We start from the raw sequence: 18,665 nt of genomic DNA on the forward strand, positions 1-18,665 counted from the left end.
ACGTCGACAATACCACTGCGATACCAATCGAGCAAATCCCCCAGAACATTCGACTTTTGTCGCGTAAACATCAGCCCAGTTGCTGCAACTGGTTTGTTACTGGTATCTTTCCGCCATGCAGGACTATCTGCTCAACGAATACCAGCGCCAGGTTGCCGCGCGCCGCGCGCCGGCCTACCAGCACCTGCGCCGGACCCTCCAGCACGCGATCGAGAACGGTTCGCTGACCGCCGGCCAGGCCCTGCCCGGCGAGCGCGAGCTGGCGCGGCTGCTGGCGCTGTCGCGGGTGACGGTGCGCAAGGCGATCGCCGGCCTGGTCGCCGACGGCCTGGTGATCCAGCGCCAGGGCGCCGGCACCTTCGTCGCCGAGCGCATCGTCAAGTCGTTCTCGGCGCTGACCAGCTTCACCGACGACCTGCGCGCGCGCGGACTGGACCCACGCTCGGAATTCCTCGAACGCGGCAGCGGCGAGGTCACGCCCGAGGAGGCGATGGCGCTGAACCTGTCGCCCGGCGCCCAGGTAATCCGCTACTACCGGCTGCGCACCGCCAACGGAACCGCGCTGGCGCTGGAGCGCACGGTGGTGCCGGCCGAGGTGCTGGCCGACCCGGGCCTGGTCGAGAACTCGCTGTACGCCGCCTTCGACAAGCTCGGCGTGCGCCCGGTGCGCGCGCTGCAGCGGCTGCGCGCGATCGCCTTCGATGCCGAGCAGGCACGGCTGATGCGACTGCCCGAGGGCAGCCCGGGACTGTTCATCGAACGCCGCACCTTCCTCGACGACGGCCGCGTCGCCGAGTTCACCCGGTCCTTCTACCGCGGTGACGCCTACGACTTCGTCGCCGAACTGCATACGGAGTGATGTCTTGAACGCCGCCGCCGATCCGACCACCCTGTCCGCCCGGCCGCTGCGCGCCGAAGACACCCTGATGTTCGCCGAAGCCGCCGAGACCGCCGACGCGATCGCCCGCCAGTTCGCCGCCAACGCCGCCACCCTCGATGCGCTGGCCGAACGCCTGCGCGCCGACCCGCCGCGCTTCATCGTCACCTGCGCGCGCGGCAGCTCCGACCATGCCGCGACCTACGGCAAGTACCTGTTCGAGACCACGCTGGGCCTGGTCACCGCGTCGGCCTCGCCGTCGGTCGGCTCGGTCTACGCGATCCGGCCGAAGATGGAGGGCGCGCTGTTCGTGGCGATCTCGCAGTCGGGCAAGAGCCCGGACCTGCTGCGCAACGCCGAGATCGCCAAGGCCGCCGGCGCCACCGTGATCGCCCTGGTCAACGTCGCCGATTCGCCGCTGGCGGCACTGGCCGACACCGTGGTGCCGCTGCACGCCGGCCCCGAGCGCAGCGTCGCCGCGACCAAGAGCTACCTGTGCTCGCTGGCCGCGCTGCTGCAGCTGACCGCACGCTGGAGCGGCGACGCGGCCCTGCGCGAGGCCGAGCGCGGCCTGCCCGATGCGCTGCGCCGCGCCTGGACCCAGGACTGGTCGGCCGTGGTGGAAGGATTGAAGGACGCGCGCAACCTGTTCGTGCTCGGCCGCGGGCTCGGCCTCGGCGCCGCGCAGGAAGCCGCACTGAAATTCAAGGAAACCAGCGGCCTGCATGCCGAGGCGTTCTCCTCGGCCGAGGTGAAGCACGGGCCGATGGCGATCGTCGGCCCCGGCTTCCCGGTGCTGGCCTTCGCCCAGGACGACGACACCGGCGCCGGTACCGCCGCGGTCGCCGACGAGTTCCGCGCGCGCGGCGCGCCGGTGTGGCTGGCCGCGCCCGGCCAGGCCGCCGCCGACGGCCGCCTGCCGCTGGCGGCTTCGCCGCATCCGGCGGTGACCCCGCTGTTGACCGTGCAGTCTTTCTACCGTGCGGTGAACGCACTTGCCGTCGCACGCGGCCACAACCCCGACCTGCCGCCGCATCTGAACAAGGTGACCGAGACGGTCTGAACCGATAGCCCTGTAGGAGCGGCGCAAGCCGCGATTGCATTTCGTGGGAAGGCCTCATCGCGGTTTGCGCCGCCCCTACGGAGAACCCACACACGAGCATCCACCATGTCCACCCTCGCCTTCCACAACGGCCCGATCCTTACCGAACGTGGTTTCGCCGACGGCCTGTGCGTGATCGTCGAGGACGGCCGGATCGCCGCGATCCTGCCCGGCGGAGCGCCCCACGGCGCCGAAGCCGTCGACCTGCAGGGGCGCTGCCTGGTGCCGGGCTTCATCGACACCCAGGTCAACGGCGGCGGCGACGTGCTGCTGAACGACTCGCCCACTGTCGAGGGCGTGCGCCGGATCGCCGCCGCGCATCGCCGCTTCGGTACCACCGCGATGCTGCCGACCCTGATCAGCGACGACGTCGCGGTGATGACCCGCGCGATCTCCGCGGTGCGCGATGCGATCGACGGGGACGTGCCCGGCATTCTGGGCATCCACCTCGAAGGCCCGTACCTGGCCGAGGCGCGCAAGGGCGTGCACGACCCGGCCAGGTTCCACACCCCCGACGACGCGGAGCTCGACCGTATTGCCTCGCTCGGCAACGGCATCACCCTGCTGACCCTCGCCCCGGAGCGCTTCGATGCCGCGACCCTGCGTGCGCTGGCCGCGCGCGGGGTGATCCTCAGCGCCGGCCACACCGCGGCCGACTACGCGACGATGCGCGCCGCCCTCGACGCCGGCATCCGCGGCGTGACCCACCTGTTCAATGCGATGACGCCGATGACCAGCCGCGAGCCCGGCGGCGTCGGCGCGGCGCTCGACGATCCCAACGCCTGGTGCGGGCTGATCGTCGACGGCCATCACGTCCACGACGCCAGCCTGCGGGTCGCGATCGCCGCCCGCCCGCGCGGGAAGATGATCCTGGTCACCGACGCGATGCCGCCGGTCGGCGGCGAACGCGACACCTTCGAACTCTACGGCGAGACCATGACCTGCCGCGACGGCCTGTGCAGCACCGCCGGCGGCACCCTCGCCGGCTCCGCGCTGGACATGGCGAGCGCGGTACGCAACACCGTGCGCCGGCTCGGCCTGCCGCTGGACGAAGCCTGCCGGATGGCGTCGCAGTACCCGGCCGATTTCCTCGGCCTCGATCACGAGTACGGCCGGATCGCCGTCGGCTACCGCGCCGACCTGGTGATGCTGGACGAGGGCATCACCGTGCAGGGCTGCTGGATCGGAGGCGAGGCGTAACGCCCGATGTCCATGACTCCGGAGGCCGCCCCCATGTCCGAAGACCGGAAGCATCGTCGCCCAGCGGACATGATCACCGCTTCGATCGCCGGCGTTCTCGGCGCCGGCGCGCTCATCGGATGCTCGGCCGCACACCCGGCGGCAACGCTCGAAGCTGCGCCACGATCGGCGGAACATTGGCCGATCCATTCGACCGACCGTCCCCAACCCGCAACCGTCGAGCCCGGACCGGCCGCGGCACCTGCTCCCGTACCCGTGGACGCGGAGGTGCTGTTCGACGGCAGCGATCTTTCCCGATGGCGCTCGGCCGAGGGCGGTCCCGCGCGCTGGAAGGTCGAGGACGGCCATCTCGAAGTGGCGCCGGGCGCCGGCGCCATCGTTTCATCCCGCGGATTCGGCGACGTCCAGCTTCATGTCGAGTGGATGGCGCCCGAACCCGCGACCGGGAGAGGACAGGATCGGGGAAACAGCGGGGTTTTCCTGATGGGACGGTACGAAGTGCAGATCCTCGACTCGTATCGGAACACCACCTATCCGGATGGACAGGCGGGCGCGATCTACGGGCAGTTTCCTCCAAGGGTCAATGCCAGCCGACCTCCGGGCGAGTGGCAGCAGTACGACATCGTGTTCCGCGCCCCCCGCTTCGATGCGGAGGGGCGGCTGCAGGAACCCGCGCGCATGACCGTGCGCCACAACGGCGTGCTGGTGCAGGACGGCGCCGTCCTGACCGGCCCGACCGCGCACCGGGAGCGGCCGCCCTATGCCGCGCATCCGCCGCGCCTGCCGCTTCTGCTCCAGGACCACGGCAGCCCCGTCCGTTTCCGCAACATCTGGTTGAGAGAGCTTGATTGACAGAGCTCGCGCCCGGGACAGGCGAAAAGGCGCAGGCATGCTGATCCCGTGGTTGTCAGTCCATCCTCGAGGGAGCCGGTTCAATGCGATTGCTTCTTCTGACGACGTTGGGTATCGCCCTGGTCGCATGCAGCCGGACCCCATCCAACGTCAGGGATGAAACCGTCCCCGCGCCGTCTCGACCGCCGACCGCGGGCGACCTGGAACGGGAAGTCGGCAGGCTGGTCGCCGAGCACGGGGCGGAGCGCGCGTTCTGGCCAGGCTTCGATCCGCTCGCGATACCGCTTGCCGTATACGACGGAGAGCGAACGGTCCTCTTCCGCCATCCGTCTCCACCGGAAGGGTTCGTTCCGGCACCGGATGCCGGCTCCTCCGCCCATGCCCACGACGGCCGACACGAGGCGATCATCGCCAATACGAGCGTCGAGCTGGGAGGCGTGTCCACCGCGACCTTCCTGCTCGACCAGGTACCGCCCGGCTACGGCCTGACCGATCTGGCGGCGGTCGCGATCCACGAGGCCTTCCACGCCCATCAGCGCGCGCACCATCCGGACTGGATCGCGAACGAGGCCGATCTGTTCACCTATCCGACCGGCTCCGCGGAACTGCTCGCGTTCCAGCGCATGGAGGCGGCGGCGTTGCACGAAGCGCTGGCGGCGGACAGCCTCGACGCTGCCGGTTGCTGGGCGCGCCGTTCGCTGGCCCTGCGCGAAGACCGCTACGCCCGCATGGCCCCGGCCTTTGCCGCCTATGAGCGCGGTACGGAACTGAACGAAGGACTCGCCACCTACGTGGAGATGCGCGCCGCCGGACGAGACACCGTGGCCCGACCGGCGACGGAGTTCGGGCCGGCCGATGTCCGTCGCCGGGCGTACGCGAGTGGGGCTGCGCTGGCACTGCTGCTGGACCGGCTCGCGCCCGACTGGCAGACGGCGTTGGCGACCGGCGAGGCGCAGACCCTGGATGCAGCGCTCGCGGCCGCACTCGGAGCCGGAAAAACCTGCGCATTCGACGCCGCCACCACGAAGGACGCCGAAGCGAAGGCGCGGGCCGACATCGCAGCGCTGGCGGCGGAACGGTCGAGGCGCCTGGCCGAGTTCGAGGCCAGCCCGGGATGGCGCGTCGTGATCGAAGCGGCACATGACGGCGCGCTGCTGCGGCCGCAGGGGCTCGATCCGCTCAACGTCGTGCCGCTGGATGCCCGGCGCACGCTGCATGCCAGGTTCCTGCGCCTGGGCAACGACGCAGGCCACATGGTGGCGATGAACGCCGCCTCGCTGACCGAGGGCGCCGGCACCCACCCGCTGTTCGATGGCGTGCGCCGGGTTACGCTGACCGGGCTCGCCGAGCCGCAGGTACACCAGGCCGAGGACAAGGTGACGGTGCAGGCAGCACCCGGGCTGGACCTGGCTTTCGATGACGCGACCGTCGAGCACGAGGATGGCGTCGTCACCGTGCGGCTCGGGCGCTGAACCACCCCGATCGTGCATCCCGGTGCGATCGGCATGGCTTTGGCCTTAGGATTCCGGATGGAGCGGCCCGCAGCGGCTACCAGGGGACGGAGATGCGCGCAGGTTCTGGGAGACGCTGGATCGCGGCATTGCTGGCCTTGTGCGCGCTGCTGGCGCTGTCGTGGTGGTGGTATGCGACATCGCGGCATGCGCGCATCGACCCGGAGTTCGTGCAGAACTTCATCGACCTCAACCGCCGCATCGACGACAGCGCGACCGCGGTGGCATACGACCCGACGCTGAAACTGCTCGCCATCGGCCGGGAGAGCGGCCGGCTGGAGCTGTGGGACGCCCGCAAGGCCGATGCGCGCATTGCGCGTGACGCCCATACCTACCGGATCGAGCACATCGCCTTCGGCGCCAAAGACGGCATCGTGCTGACCCATTCGATCGGAACCACCATGATGGGTCTCGATCCGCACGGGATGCCGAAGGTATGGGACGCCCGCAGCGGAGAACTGTTGCTGGCCCTGCCCGGCGAATGGATCGGGGGACCGCTGGCGGCCACCCCCATCGCGGGCCTCTACCTCATCGCGAGCGGCGACGAGCTGCACATCTACGACCACGCCAGGCGTGCGGTGGTCGGGCAGCCGCTGCGGTTGCGGGGCAGCGTGACCGCGCTGGCATCCGATGCCACGTCGGGCCTGATCGCCGCGGGCACCTCCAGCGGCGAGCTGGCGCTGCTGGAGCCGGATGTCACGGGCGAAGTCCCGCGCCTGGAAGTCGTCCGCAAGACGTCCACGTACGGCCTGGAATCCCGCACCGACATCCTCGCGGTGATGCTGCGCGACGGCGGCGAACGGCTGGTGACCGTTAACTGGCTGCCCAAGGCGCAACGCCAGGACCATCCGGCGAACATTGCCGGACAACAGGCCGAGATCGTGCAATGGAACACGCGGAACTGGCAGCGCGAGCGCACGTTTCCGCACAGCCTGCAGACCGTGCACTGGGCCTCGTACACGCCAGGCGAACCATGGCTGGTACTGGCCGGCAACGAATCCAGCCGCGGCAGGATCGAACTGGTCGACCTGCGGCGCGGAGAAGCCTGGCGGTACAAGGCGAACACGACCCATCCGGTCGCCGTGCTGCTGCCGGAGATCCGCGCCGGACTGATCCTGCAAAGCGGCGGCGCGACGCGCATCCGCTACCTGGACCAGGAGTAGCGCGCGGCAGGAATCGCGCGATCGGCCGACTCGTCCCCGCAGCGGCCGCGACAGCGCGAGGCAGTCGCGCTACGGACCTTGCACCTATAGCGCAGACTCGCTCCGATGCTCCGACCTCAGGTTCAACCAGAAGCCAATCACCGCGATCGGGGCGATCACCATCCACGCCACGCTCTGGGCGGGCACGAGCACATGACCCCCAGCAGACCGCGGCCGTGATAGCCAGGCCGAGATGGAAACGTCAGGACACCAGCAGATCGACCAGATCGATCAGGTCAGCGAGATCAGGTCGTCGAGGGCCATGCTGTTTTCCACGCGCAGGGATGACAGGCCTCATCGTAACGGAACCGCGGGCCGGACCTGATGCCTCCGGTACCGTTCCGGATCCACTATGCCAGCGTCATCGCTGACGGCGACTGCGCAACCATTCGGCGATGCCCGTCTTCCGATGCTCCATTGCCACCTGATCGGGCGTACGACCCTTGTGATCTTTCGCGTCGATGTCCGCGCCATGCCCATTGCCAGGATTTCCGGCCCACCCGACGTTAACAGGTCAACGTTGCCAACGCTTCTACGTATCGTCCCAGCCACGCCCATCCCGGGCCTTTTGTACCCTGGCCCAGACATCGTCGCTCATCTCGAAGCGCCAGACGCCACCCAGAAGCGAGGCGAAGGTCGAGCTCTGCCCGGCGAGCGCCTCGACCCGATCTATGAAGTCCGGGCCGTGGTGCGATAACAGATCCTCCAGCGGGCCGGCGGCGAGCACGGGAAAGTGCTCGGAGAAGACGGGGTTCGCAAGCGCACAGAGAATGCACTGCCAGACTCGCTCGGGATCATCGAGAGCACCGTCCAGAAGCTCCACGTATGCCCAGCCGTACTCTTCCTTCTCGACAGGATCGGGAGACCAGCTGCGCGCCCAGCATTCCATCAGGTAGTCGATCGGACGGCCGAGCGCGAGATATCGATCATATGAATCCATGGCTTCCAGTTCGACTCAACGCATGTGGGGCACTACGGCTCAGGATCACCGACGAGGGACAGGGACCCAACTGTTCATGAGCATGGTCTCCGGGCAGGATGACCTGAAGCGCGACAGGCATGAAAGCATCACTACGCCCGGTCAGGGGCCGACAGGCGCCGCACTCCAGCCGCGCAGCAGAAGATTCGCGGCATCCGCCGGCAGCACGTCACGGCGATGAAGGTGCCAGACGAGATGGATTCCGAGCAATTGCAGATTGCCATGGCTGATCGTCTCCATCGCCGTCGTGTCAGCCGACAGAGAGAAGCAGGAGTGCTGCATGTCACCAGCGCAAGAGGGGTCAAGAACCACGGGGGCCATCGCGACATTCGCGGCCATGCACAGTCGTCGGATTTCCACGGTCGACCGTATGTCCGTGCAAACGATCTCCAGGCGCACCCGATCGCCAACGGGATGCCGGCTGGACACCTCGACACCCGGCAGCATCGCCAGCAGGCGGATCACCTGATCGAACACGGGAGCGACCGCGGACATCAGTCGGATGCCTCCCGGCCCGGGCAAAACTCACGCTCCGGGCTGATCATGCGATGGGCAAGGTAGAAGGCAAGGCCACCCACCGCGCCCAGCGTGGACGTCACCGCGATGATCGCCAGGTAGCCGGACCATTCTGCCGACGATCGATCGGGAAAGAAGATTACGGCGCTCGGCAGCAGCCCGACCACACCACCCGCGACGAGCATCGGGAACGCACGGAACCGGCGCTTGTGGACGAGCACGAGCGCAGCCGGCAGGCCGAGGATCACGGCATGCGCAAACGCCAGCAGGAACGCCATGCAGAACGCGACCAGGGCCGTGCCGGGCCTGCCGTCCGAGCCGGCATGCACATAGGCGGCGATCAACGCCGCCGGAGCCGCCGCCGCAGCCAGCGTCGACAGGAAGCCGGCAAACCCCTCCCGCAACCGGTCCAGCCTGTGGGCCAGGCCGACGGACGGATCACCGACGACCGTGATTTGCGCATCATCGCTCATCTGGATCGATTCCGGCCGCCCGCATCAGGCGTCTGCTGTTCTTCCCGCCCGGCACAATCGATACCAGCCATGCAGCGCCCCAGAACACGCACAGGGAATCCGGCACCTGGATCAGGAAGGTGACGACGAGAAGCGCCGCCATCGGCAAGCCCGCGATGATCGCGATCGACACGAAGGATGACACGTCGTCCAACCGTTCCGGCAGCCTTCCGGCGTGGCGCTCGATGGAGCGCCTGGCAAGACCGACCATCAGCCTGTCCGCGAAGACCGCATAGACGAAGAAGAACAGTGCCAGCTCGGCGAGGGCGAGGGCAACTTCCACGTGTACCTCCATTCATCGGAGCGGTCCGGCCGAGGCTCGCACGCTCCATCAATGCCGGACAAGGCGGGCCGCGGATAGGAGCCCGCCCGTCCCGGATCCCTGAAGCCGCAAGAAATCAACGACTTGCAGGACAAGGCCTGAATCCCCCGGCGGCTGCGTTCACCGGGATGACCCCTGGTTCGGAGGCTCGTCATGAACAGAGTATCGCTTTGGACGATCGTTCTCTCGGGTGCGGCGCTGATGCTTCCGGCTGCCGCGCTGGCAGAGGACGGGGATGCGGCAAAGGAGGCGATGATCGCGCGGGCGATGAGCGCGGGACCGGCGCAGATTGCCGACGACGCGAAGATCGTGCATCACGACGGCAGCGTGCTGCGGGAAGGCTCGAACGGCTGGACATGCATGCCCAGCATGGGGCCCGGCATGGACTTCCCGATGTGCAACGACGCGACGTGGATGGCATTCATGCAGGCGTTCGCGGAGAAGAAGGATCCGAATCCCACCGGCGTCGGGGTCTCCTACATGTTCGCCGGCGACGTGCCGGTCAACAACGACGATCCGTTCGACACCACGCAGGACCCGGGCGAGACCTGGGTGGCCGAGGGTCCGCACATCATGGTGATCGTTCCGGACGCGGCGACCACGCTCAAGGACATGACCAACAATCCCAACGCGGGCGGGCCGTACGTGATGTTCAAGAACACACCGTACGCGCACATCATGATCCCGACCGGTCCGCGGCCGGAGCCCGGGGACAAGTAGGAGGGCCGCCGCCCGGCCAGGCCTGGCTTGTCCGGGAGGATTCGTTCCGCGGCAATCCGTGTTCCGCGGCCTGGCCCGGGATGGCGCTCGCGACCGGTGCACGATGCCGAGCGCGGGTTCCGGGACGAGGAAGCCGCCCCGGTTCCATCGCCGCGTGTTCCGGCACGTCGTCCGGCGTCCTCAGTCCTCGCACATCGCCTGCATGTAGTCGACCAGGGACATGGCGTTGAAGCAGATCTCCTGCACGCGCCAGTAGCTCACCGGCAGTTCGGCCTGCCCGTTGAGGGTGTCGTGCAGGAGCCGGCGTGCGCTCAGCAGTTTGTCCATCGTGCCGGCCCCGCCTTCCGAGTCCGGCAACCAGTCGCGCAGGGTTGCCAGCGCGTCCAGAGGTGCGAGCAACGCATGCAGGTGACCGGCCTCGAAGGGCTCGCCCTGCGGATGTGCCCCGTACACGTCCTGCAGCGCCTGCGCGTGGCGTTCCAGCGCGGCCAGGTGATGCACCTTGAACCACTCCCAATCGTAGGGCGCGCCCCATTCGGGTTGATCGGAGGGTGGCGGCTTGGCGGTTTCGTCGTTCATCTGTCTCCGGCGGTTCGCGGCGCGTCGGGCAGGTCGCGCAGGACGGAACGGGACCTGATTTCAACCCGGGCCCCGGCTTCGATGGCCCACCCAGGGCGCAAGGCTACTTGAGATACGTGGCATGGATGAGCAGCGCCGCCACAGGCAGGACATAGGCGCCGCTGACGATACCCGCCAGGAGAAGTGTGCCGGATTGCTGCGACGAGAACAGCAGCGCCACGAGCGATCCTGCGAACGCGACAGCGGTGAGCAGCAACCCGGCCGCAACGGCGACGACACCCGCGAACGTCTGTGCGGACATGACGGCCCTGGGTGGCGCCACCTCGCTCGCAAAGAGGCGCGCATAGACAAAGCCGGCGATGGCGGCGGCCCAGCCAAGAACGGCGAGCGCCAGCAACAACCGATGAGGGAACGGGCTGCTCAGCATGGATTCCGATGATCCACCAGGTCGATTCCGATGCCAACGCTCAATCGATGCGCTCGACGCCATCGGGCAACTGCACCCAGGCGTGCCGCCGGGCCTCGTAGATCGATATCCGCGGCTGCGGAAAGCCCGGATCCGCGAATCCGCCGACCGGAATGGCGACCATGCCCGGCGCCGCGTCCAGCCGGTAGAAGACGGTGGAACCGCATGTCGGACAGAAATGGAAGCGGGCCGAACCGCCCGAGTCGCCGATCCGCGTGTACACCGTGCTCGGCCCATCGATGCTCACCGCTTCGTCGGGGAACCGCGCCTGGGCACCGAACGCGCTGCCCGTGCGCTTCTGGCACTCCAGGCAATGACAGATCGAGATGCGGACCGGCTCGCCGCGGGTATGGACGGTGAGCTTTCCACAGCTGCATGAGGCGAGGCGGTTGGTCATGGTGTCTGGTACCTATGGCTAGCCGCGAGAACTCTATCTTGACCCGGGCTTTTCCGCAGGGCCGTCGCGTTGCCGTGTGACGCGGTGCCGTGCAACGGCGTCCCGGCCCGTCGCGCTTCACGGAGGCGCTCCCCTGGACGACGTGGCGTGCCCATGATCTACGACTTGACTGTCTCCGTCTTCATTGCTGCCGCTCACCGGAACGCCAGCGTGAGCACGCGAAGCGCTTCACGCGATCGACGGTCACTCAATGCGGTGTAGAGCATCACCTCCTGCGGGGGTATCGGCGGCAAGCACAGGCTCTTGCCGATATCGACCGTGCCGGATGGCGCGGCGCGTTGCGCCAACACCGCCACGGCCAGCCCCCCGGCCGCAGCGGCACCGAGGATCGCGGCACCTTTTCCGACGAACACCTCGCTCCATTCGATTCCGGCCCTGTCGAGCGCACGCACCGCCGCCACCCTGATGCGACACGACTCGCCCTGCGTTGCCAATGGCAGCGGTCGGTTGGCATGGGGTCGTTCCCAGCCGACGGCCGCGAACCAGGAAAAGGTCTCGACGAAAGCGGCCCTGCCCTGCTTGCGGCCGTCCTCCGGACGCAGCGCCAGCACCGCATCGAGTTCGCCCTGCTCGTAGGCCTGCATCAGCTCGCGCGTGCCGGCCACGCGCATCTCGACCAGCAGGCCCGGGTCGTGGTCCCGCATCCGTCGCAACAGCGACGGCAATTCGCCGCCGACCAGCAGATGACTGATGCCGATCGCAAGCCGGCGCCGCTCGACGTCGAATGCGGCGACCGCACGGTCGTGGGTCGAGACCAGCTCGCGTGCCATCCCGAGAAATGCCAGCCCTTCGGCGGACAGGCGCACATGCCGGGGCGTGCGCTCCAGCAGGCGCCGGCCCAGTTGGTCTTCCAGACGGCGCAGCTTGAGGCTGACCGCGGACTGGGTGGTTCCCAGCACGTCGGCCGCGCGGGTGAAGCTCTGCAGGTCGGCGGCCAGCAGGAAGGCCCTGACCGCGTCGACATCCATCGCCTTCATTCGGAATGATTCGAATATGAAATGACAGATATATCTATAGATGCGTTTCCATGATCATTCAAGCGATCTAGGCTGTGCTCCCGTCCGGTTGCCAAAGGAGTCCTGCAATGAAACGTCTGAGCGGTCTGATGCTCGCGATGCTGGCCGGGCTGGCCACGCGCGACATGCCTGAGCCTGCCCGTGAATTCCCGCTGCACGGTACCTGGACGCTGGTGGCCGCGGACAAGATCCTGCCCGGCGGAGCGCTGGCACGAGACTATGGCGAGCGACCCAAGGGCAGGCTGATCGTCGACACCCAGGGCCGATACTCGCTGCAGATACTCAAATCCGAGCGCCTGCGTTTCGCCGCCGACAGCAAGGCTGACGGCAGCACCGACGAGTTCGAATCCGCCGTGATGGGCAGCAGCACCCACTACGGCACGATCACGATCGACGAAACGGCGGGACGGCTCGTCTTTTCGATCGAGGGCGCATCCTTTCCCAACTGGGAAGGCACCGTGCAACGCCGCCAGTACAGGCTGGAAGGCAGGGAGCTGAGCTACCAGATCCCGCCACGCGCAGACGGCAGCATCCCGATTTCGGTCTGGCGACGACTCGATTGAGTCGCCGCACGACATGAATCGCCCTTTCCTGGGATCAGGAGACGAGAGACGACATGCCGCACTTCGTGATTGATTGCTCGCAGGGAATGCTGCGACAGCACCGCGAGGAGGAGATCCTTGCACGACTGCATCACGCCGCCAGCTCCACGGGATTGTTCGACGAGCCTGACATCAAAGTCCGGGTCAATCCATTCCGGACCTGCGCCGTCGGCGGGCGTGAGGAAGACTTCATCCACGTGTTCTCGTACATCATGCAGGGACGCACCGTCGAGCAGCGCGCAGACCTCTCGAAGCGGATGGTCAGCGAACTGGTCGACATGTTCCCGACTGTCCACCGGATCGCCATGAACGTCGCGGAGTTCGAGAAAGCGACCTATCTCAATCGAGAGATGTTGTAGGGCAAAGGGATCGCGATTTCGCCGCCGGGGTCAGCACGGTGCGAAGTGAAGAGCGGAACCCACCGCCGACGCCGTCTGATTGAGGACCCAGGTGCATAGGCGGGCCCGGTTGAAGGCGACATCCGAGAGGAGCCCGAGAGCCACGGCCAGGTAGGCGAAGTAGGCAAGGCCCACGTAGTCGCTGAAGACGATGGTGTGCAGCCAGTTCTGCCCGAACAGGTACAAGCCGGCAGTCAAAGTGGCAGCGCCGATGAGAACGGCGGCGGGCAGGAGAAGCTGTGGCGCGGCGCGACCCCGCTGGAAAGCCACGCCAGCCAGGAGAAGAAATACAACTGCATTGGCCGCGGTGAGTATCTTGAACTCACGCATAAGACTGCTTGTCACATGCGTGTAGGTGACCTCGATGAACCGGGTCAGTCGATCGCGAGCGTGCCCAAGCGACGACAATTGCAGGTTGGCACTGCTCTCGGCAATGGCAACCATTCGCTTCCGGCACTCGCAATCCGCATCGAGCATGTCTGCGACGACCGCCGCCACGGCTCGCGGAATGCCATCCCTGATCTGGCGCGTCCTGTCCGCAATCTGCTCGTCGGTTCTCCGCAGTGCCTGCTGCGCAAGGCCCACCAGTCGGGCATTCGATAGCGAATCGAGTCTCTCGCCAACGCGCTTCTCGACCTCCATCCGCACGACCTCCCTGGCCAGACGCTCGACCAGAACGGGGTTCAGGAATGAGATGGCGAACGCGCCGCCGAAGACGACAACGCCGGATAGTGCGATGCAGAGGATGAGTGTGCGCATTGCATTCATCCCGTATCCATGCCACGAGAAAGAACGGGGCGATCGTAAACGGACGGCAGAAATCAAGCGATAGACCCTACTCCTCCACGCGCGAGCTTGACCCGATTGGCCGCCTCCGCCCCGTTTCCCGCCGCTAGGCGACCATGCCGCGCTTGACGGGCTGGCCGGTCAGCACGCGCGCGACCAGTTCGCGGAACTCGAAGCCGTCGACACCCTGCCGGCCGTCCATGTCGAACGGCCGCAGCAACTCGTGATCGAACAGGTCGAGCAGGCGCGCATCTTCCAGGCCGATGACGTCGGAGGGACGGCGGCCATCGCCGGACACACGATGCTTGACTGCGCCGATGGCGGTGCCGGCTTCAAGATCGCCGAGCACGGTGAAGTGGTGATTCTCGGGATAGAACAGACCGCAACGGACGTTACCGGCGATGTAGGCCGAGCCGTCGTTGTAGTCGCCAATCAGGCTGTCCCTGACGACGAGGTCGCCATGGACTTCCAGAAAGCCTGCCGTGACAACGGCGTTGGCCTTCAGGTCCCCGGTGACCAGGGTGAAAGCATCCGGGTCCAAGGTGTCGCAGTAGACGCCGTCAATGGTGAGATTGCCGCGGACGATCAGCACCAAGGCGTTGGCATCGTCGGAGGCGTAATCACCCGGCAGGTGCAGGTCGCCATCGTGGAAGTAGATGTCGCCCGGGGCATGGTCGGCGATCTCGCGGACAATGCCGGCGGTGACTTCGGCCAGCGGGTCATCGCGGAACAGCGCGGTCAGCGCAAGTGCCTCGTCGGCACCGAGGGTGCCGCGGCGCATGCTGCGCACAGTGGCGGGCAGCTCGTACATTCTTGTCTCCATTGAAAAGATCGGCGGGGTGGCGGTCCGTCGGTAGAGCGCTTCGACGCACACTGCCCGGCGCTGGAGGATAGCGCCGATCGCGGCTGGGCCCCCGCTTTTCCCGTTTCGCTGGCGCCGTCACGCCATCGGCTGGCGGATGATGGTCTTCCACCTGGCCGGATCGGCGCGGCGTATGTCGCTCAGGTATATCTCATGGTGCTTGCCGGCAAGGGCCGAGCGCGCATGGATGAAGTCGTGGACGCGCTGGATGGTCGGAGCTTCTTCAGAGAATGGGCCGACGTGAAGCGTCTGGGCACACGTCCCCTCGGCGAAGTCCTCCAGCCTGAGTGCGTCTACCGCGCGAAGCGCCTTCCTTCGTTTCACTGCCCCGATGGCCGCCCGGATCACGGTCTCCTCCACGAAGTGAGGCTGCATGATCATCATCGTCCACTTCCACTTCGACTTGTCGTTGGCGGCGAAAGCGGACATGTCGTCGGACCACCAGAGGCCTTCGAGGGGCATAACCGCATAGTCGATGCCCTGCGCATCCTTCTTCACCATGAACTTCGCCGTGTAGGAAACGGAGAACAGCGCCTCCACCGCCTCGGCGTATTCTCGTGACCTGTTGGGATCACCCTCGCCGTCGATCATCAGGAACCGGAAGCTCGGCACGTCGACCTGGACCACTTCCTTCGCGGAGGCCCGGTAGAGATGTTTCAACTCCTTCTTGAGATCGATCCTCGGCATGAATGTTCCAGATGACGGCCGACGCAATGGTTTTTGGGTTTCCTTGCTGCAGGCACCGGGAGCCAAGCGTGGTGTCCAATCGCAGCTTGGCGCCCGGCTCCCATTCCGGGAATGAACCGCCCCTCGGACGAGGTCATCCGCTATTCGAGCCATTCGACTCCACGGAACCGGCCAAAGGACGTGCGGAGAATGAATCTGGCGTAGCGGCGCTTGCCACTGTCGCCCGCCCTGTAGATGACGGAAAAATGAGACTTGGCATGGCCGATGCCGATGAAGGTATAGCCGTTCTCACGGCAGTAATCCGACCCTACCCGCCTGAGGTGATGGCCAACCATCAGGTAGTCGTACAGGGGATAGACGACGATCACGACAAAGGCGAGTGCCAAGACAAGATCCGGTCGCTGTAGATCCGTCATTCCGGCCTGACACCTGAAGCGGGTCGCATCATGGAATCGGGTCGCACGGGATGAGTGTCAGCGGGCATAGGTGCGCCAGTGCAGGACGCGTGTACCGGTCTTGCTGACGGCCACAAAGACGTGATCGGCTGCATCTGCGGGGCAACGGAAGAACACGTAGGACTGCTGGAGCTCAGTCTCGCCCGGCCACCAGTGACGGCGTATGTACGCGCGCACCGTTCCAGAGTGCTCCACGGGCTTGCATTCTGGAGGAAGCTCAAGCGAGTCCCGCGCGGGAATGGCAAACGAGAGCTCACTGACATTCGTATCCAGGTCATGGACCTCCCGAACGTCTGTCGCGTCCCCGGGTAGCCACGGAGGAATCCATCCCTTGACTACATAACCAGCGGCGCGCGCCTCGGCGGCAGTGGCGAACGAGGCATCCATGGTCTCCAGGAAGCACCCGGCAGCTACCGAGAGCAGCAGCGCGGCAAGAGGGATCTTCAGGCGCTTCGGCATGCTCGCCGGCTCCGAACTGGACCGCGCCACGGAGCGGCGTCGGATTGAACGACTCGTCAGGCCGCGGCGTTGCATGCGACCTCCGGAAGAACGAGCTCCAGTGCCGGAAGCGCCAAGCGCCTCCCCAGCGACTTGAATTCCGCTTCCGACAACGGGCCAATGAGCGCATCGCGTGGCTCCCGCGATGGGCTGTACTTGCCCTTTACGACGACATAGTAGGCCAAGCCTGCCGTAGCGCCAGGCAGGTGTTGCCTTACCGCAATGTACCGCTCGTTTGCCCCTGCGGCAGAGACACAGCTATCCACGATGCGCGCGGATGTAGTGGAGTCGAGGCGGTACGCCAGATGACTGTCCGAGTGCTTGTCGATCCAGATGACCTCGAATGGACCTGAGCTCCAGTTGCCGCCGGAATCGAAAAGGCCGCAGCCCCCCACAACGAGGCCCAGCACGATGGCTGTTATCGCGATACGCATTTCCGTGGCCCGACGTCGGAGTTTGCCATTTGTCCCTGACACGATTTTCCTGCCTGACCCGCGCTTTCAGACCCGGCAAGGGGCCTCGCCATCGGCTCCACTCAGGCAACGCTCAAGGTCATCCCATGGGACGGAACAGAATGCTTCGTTCTCGGGCCACCTGTCGACCGGAGCGGTCAGCTCCAGCGGAGGCGGTAGCGACAGCGGCGTTCCGTGAAAGTGCATGGCGATCATGAAACCAGTCGTGGGAGCCCGAACGATGATGAGTTCCTCGCAGGGACGAAACGAGCTTTCCTTCGGGTCTTCCTCGGCGGCGCGGTCACGCAGGCTTTCGTCGTCATACAGCACGAGCACATGGTCGCCTGCTGTTCGAAGACAGTAGACGAGTCCCCCATGCTCGGGCTCCTGAAAGCGTTTGACCTCGGATATCCGATATTTCTCCTCGGAAACCATGCCGTTGGCGAGATCCGCCTCGAGCGACGCCCGCTTGTCCGGCCACGCCCTTGCCCACCTGAGTGTCGACACGATCGCGAGTGCTCCGCATGCCGGCACACCCAGGCCAACGATCCAGATAGCGAGCGGGCTGCCCAGCCCTACCCGCATATCGGCGAACAGACGCAACACCCAGGCCACCAGCAGCCATGCGACAACGAGCCCGAGGGTGAAGGCCGCCCAGGCAACGAAGAAGTTTTCGAACACGAGCTTCCAGCGCCGTGTCCGGCTGGAGTGCTTCAACATGCCCGCGAGCAGCTCGCGCTCGCCATTCAGCATGACCCGTGTCGGGGACAGTTCGATCATCGAATCCGGACTTTCCATTGTCCAATACCTGAGTCGTCAAAGGGGGCAGCGGCAATCAAGCGACAGACCCTGGTGCTGCCGCGCTCGGGTTTTACCCGATTGATTGTCTCCGTCCTCATTTCTCGCAGAAAATGAACCTGACCCCTTTTTCTCTGCTATTGCCAATTATTAGATCTGCCCGCGTGGAACTTTTAGTGTCACGCCAAAGGGCGCGTGAGGCACCCCATTTACACTATACGAGCTGATTGAAGAGGATATCTCGAATGTGATCCCGTTCAAGTCGCATACGTACTTCGCAAAATGTAATCCGAAGCCTGTTCCCGGAATACCTAGTGCACGGGCACATTCGCCACGGAAGTTCTTCTCAGTCAGCCTCTGTCTTTCGTGATCTTCCACAAGTGGGCCAACGGAATCTATGGACACATCAATGCAATGAGGCCGCTCACTGAATGTCACAACAATTTTTGTCTCTTTTGGAGAGTACTTGATAGCATTCTCAAGCAGAAGAAAAGGAACGATGTCGAACACAGGGTAGAGATCAGACTTAGTGAAGGATTGGCCGGAAAATTCAATGTCGACACGTTTGTCTCTGGCTCTTGTTCTAAGCATTTTTCTGGCTTTATCAAACTTAGCAAATACGCCAACGGAAATACGTTGTTCGCCAGAGAATGAGTCAGGATTTGTCTCCAGATCAATTAGATCCAGACCGACGTCCCCCCGCTTTCAGTAGCGGGGCGGTTTAGAGTCCGGGGGTAATAGTAGCTGGTTCACCAGCCAGTCGTTTCGCGTAGGCGGCCGGCGTCAGTCCGCCTAGCGCCTTCTTCGGTCGTTCCT

General features: G+C 65.7%; 25 protein-coding genes. 9 read left to right on the top strand and 16 right to left on the bottom strand.

Features of this window, described 5'->3' with window-relative positions:
- The first annotated feature begins 115 nt into the window (after nt 1-115).
- The 6 genes from L3V18_RS14185 (at nt 116) to L3V18_RS14210 (ending at nt 6,705) form a co-directional block, all read left to right on the top strand.
- Complete coding sequence (locus L3V18_RS14185; protein ID WP_237055966.1) at nt 116-859, top strand: GntR family transcriptional regulator; 744 nt, start codon at nt 116-118, stop codon at nt 857-859.
- A 67-nt stretch (nt 860-926) separates the two neighbouring features.
- A complete protein-coding gene (locus L3V18_RS14190) occupies nt 927-1,940 on the top strand; it encodes an SIS domain-containing protein (RefSeq protein WP_237055967.1) in 1,014 nt (337 codons plus the stop codon).
- A gap of 105 nt (nt 1,941-2,045) precedes the next feature.
- Complete coding sequence (gene nagA / locus L3V18_RS14195) at nt 2,046-3,179, top strand: N-acetylglucosamine-6-phosphate deacetylase (RefSeq protein ID WP_237055917.1); 1,134 nt, start codon at nt 2,046-2,048, stop codon at nt 3,177-3,179.
- A gap of 69 nt (nt 3,180-3,248) precedes the next feature.
- On the top strand, nt 3,249-4,031 hold the full coding sequence (locus L3V18_RS14200; RefSeq protein WP_425493540.1) for a 3-keto-disaccharide hydrolase: 783 nt from the start codon (nt 3,249-3,251) through the stop codon (nt 4,029-4,031).
- Between the two features lie 83 nt (nt 4,032-4,114).
- The gene (locus tag L3V18_RS14205; RefSeq protein ID WP_237055919.1) at nt 4,115-5,503 is read left to right on the top strand and encodes a hypothetical protein; all 1,389 of its coding nucleotides are present in this window, start codon (nt 4,115-4,117) and stop codon (nt 5,501-5,503) included.
- Between the two features lie 92 nt (nt 5,504-5,595).
- The gene (locus tag L3V18_RS14210) at nt 5,596-6,705 is read left to right on the top strand and encodes a WD40 repeat domain-containing protein (RefSeq protein WP_237055920.1); all 1,110 of its coding nucleotides are present in this window, start codon (nt 5,596-5,598) and stop codon (nt 6,703-6,705) included.
- Nucleotides 6,706-7,276: 571 nt separating this feature from the next.
- Here L3V18_RS14210 and L3V18_RS14215 read toward each other — a convergent pair.
- From L3V18_RS14215 to L3V18_RS14230, 4 genes are all read right to left on the bottom strand, one after another.
- Nucleotides 7,277-7,684 carry a DUF6869 domain-containing protein gene (locus L3V18_RS14215; RefSeq protein ID WP_237055922.1) on the bottom strand — a complete coding sequence of 136 codons (408 nt, stop codon included), beginning with the start codon at nt 7,682-7,684 and terminating at the stop codon, nt 7,277-7,279.
- A 141-nt stretch (nt 7,685-7,825) separates the two neighbouring features.
- Nucleotides 7,826-8,218: a hypothetical protein gene (locus L3V18_RS14220; RefSeq protein ID WP_237055924.1), complete on the bottom strand. Its 393-nt coding sequence runs from the start codon at nt 8,216-8,218 to the stop codon at nt 7,826-7,828.
- Entirely contained in the window at nt 8,218-8,712 is a 495-nt protein-coding gene (locus L3V18_RS14225; RefSeq protein WP_237055926.1) for a hypothetical protein, read from the bottom strand. The genes L3V18_RS14220 and L3V18_RS14225 overlap by 1 nt, the downstream gene beginning before the upstream one ends.
- Nucleotides 8,702-9,034, bottom strand: a complete 333-nt coding sequence (locus L3V18_RS14230) for a hypothetical protein (protein WP_237055928.1) — start codon at nt 9,032-9,034, stop codon at nt 8,702-8,704. The genes L3V18_RS14225 and L3V18_RS14230 overlap by 11 nt, the downstream gene beginning before the upstream one ends.
- Nucleotides 9,035-9,226: 192 nt before the next feature.
- On the opposite strand from L3V18_RS14230, the gene L3V18_RS14235 reads away from it, so the two are divergent.
- Complete coding sequence (locus L3V18_RS14235) at nt 9,227-9,793, top strand: hypothetical protein (protein ID WP_237055930.1); 567 nt, start codon at nt 9,227-9,229, stop codon at nt 9,791-9,793.
- Nucleotides 9,794-9,973: 180 nt separating this feature from the next.
- Here L3V18_RS14235 and L3V18_RS14240 read toward each other — a convergent pair whose 3' ends face one another.
- From L3V18_RS14240 to L3V18_RS14255, 4 genes are all read right to left on the bottom strand, one after another.
- On the bottom strand, nt 9,974-10,372 hold the full coding sequence (locus L3V18_RS14240) for a hypothetical protein (protein ID WP_237055932.1): 399 nt from the start codon (nt 10,370-10,372) through the stop codon (nt 9,974-9,976).
- A gap of 103 nt (nt 10,373-10,475) precedes the next feature.
- Nucleotides 10,476-10,799, bottom strand: coding sequence for a hypothetical protein (locus L3V18_RS14245; protein ID WP_237055934.1), 324 nt, complete (start codon nt 10,797-10,799; stop codon nt 10,476-10,478).
- A 40-nt stretch (nt 10,800-10,839) separates the two neighbouring features.
- On the bottom strand, nt 10,840-11,235 hold the full coding sequence (locus L3V18_RS14250; protein WP_237055936.1) for a GFA family protein: 396 nt from the start codon (nt 11,233-11,235) through the stop codon (nt 10,840-10,842).
- 194 nt (nt 11,236-11,429) lie between these two features.
- Nucleotides 11,430-12,272: a LysR family transcriptional regulator gene (locus tag L3V18_RS14255; protein ID WP_237055938.1), complete on the bottom strand. Its 843-nt coding sequence runs from the start codon at nt 12,270-12,272 to the stop codon at nt 11,430-11,432.
- A gap of 107 nt (nt 12,273-12,379) precedes the next feature.
- Here L3V18_RS14255 and L3V18_RS14260 point away from each other — a divergent pair, with 107 nt between their 5' ends.
- Nucleotides 12,380-12,874: a lipocalin-like domain-containing protein gene (locus L3V18_RS14260; protein ID WP_237055940.1), complete on the top strand. Its 495-nt coding sequence runs from the start codon at nt 12,380-12,382 to the stop codon at nt 12,872-12,874.
- 53 nt (nt 12,875-12,927) lie between these two features.
- On the top strand, nt 12,928-13,272 hold the full coding sequence (locus L3V18_RS14265) for a 5-carboxymethyl-2-hydroxymuconate Delta-isomerase (protein WP_237055942.1): 345 nt from the start codon (nt 12,928-12,930) through the stop codon (nt 13,270-13,272).
- 30 nt (nt 13,273-13,302) lie between these two features.
- Here the strand turns inward: L3V18_RS14265 and L3V18_RS14270 are convergent, their stop codons facing one another.
- The 8 genes from L3V18_RS14270 to L3V18_RS19505 all read right to left on the bottom strand — a co-directional run bounded on the left by L3V18_RS14270 (nt 13,303) and on the right by L3V18_RS19505 (nt 18,440).
- Nucleotides 13,303-14,070, bottom strand: coding sequence for a hypothetical protein (locus L3V18_RS14270; RefSeq protein WP_237055944.1), 768 nt, complete (start codon nt 14,068-14,070; stop codon nt 13,303-13,305).
- Between the two features lie 133 nt (nt 14,071-14,203).
- Entirely contained in the window at nt 14,204-14,908 is a 705-nt protein-coding gene (locus L3V18_RS14275; protein WP_237055946.1) for a hypothetical protein, read from the bottom strand.
- Between the two features lie 129 nt (nt 14,909-15,037).
- A complete protein-coding gene (locus L3V18_RS14280; protein ID WP_237055947.1) occupies nt 15,038-15,646 on the bottom strand; it encodes a GyrI-like domain-containing protein in 609 nt (202 codons plus the stop codon).
- A gap of 140 nt (nt 15,647-15,786) precedes the next feature.
- Entirely contained in the window at nt 15,787-16,032 is a 246-nt protein-coding gene (locus L3V18_RS14285; protein WP_237055948.1) for a hypothetical protein, read from the bottom strand.
- 87 nt (nt 16,033-16,119) lie between these two features.
- Nucleotides 16,120-16,560: a YbbD-related protein gene (locus L3V18_RS14290; RefSeq protein WP_237055949.1), complete on the bottom strand. Its 441-nt coding sequence runs from the start codon at nt 16,558-16,560 to the stop codon at nt 16,120-16,122.
- Nucleotides 16,561-16,616: 56 nt separating this feature from the next.
- Nucleotides 16,617-17,033, bottom strand: a complete 417-nt coding sequence (locus L3V18_RS14295; RefSeq protein ID WP_237055950.1) for a hypothetical protein — start codon at nt 17,031-17,033, stop codon at nt 16,617-16,619.
- 66 nt (nt 17,034-17,099) lie between these two features.
- Nucleotides 17,100-17,831 carry a hypothetical protein gene (locus tag L3V18_RS14300; RefSeq protein WP_237055951.1) on the bottom strand — a complete coding sequence of 244 codons (732 nt, stop codon included), beginning with the start codon at nt 17,829-17,831 and terminating at the stop codon, nt 17,100-17,102.
- A 168-nt stretch (nt 17,832-17,999) separates the two neighbouring features.
- Nucleotides 18,000-18,440 (bottom strand): ATP-binding protein, encoded by a 441-nt coding sequence (locus tag L3V18_RS19505; protein WP_425493537.1) that lies wholly within the window; start codon nt 18,438-18,440, stop codon nt 18,000-18,002.
- Between the last annotated feature and the right edge of the window lie 225 nt (nt 18,441-18,665).

This window comes from Marilutibacter chinensis (genome assembly GCF_021725675.1).
In the GTDB taxonomy this organism is placed as follows: domain Bacteria; phylum Pseudomonadota; class Gammaproteobacteria; order Xanthomonadales; family Xanthomonadaceae; genus Marilutibacter; species Marilutibacter chinensis.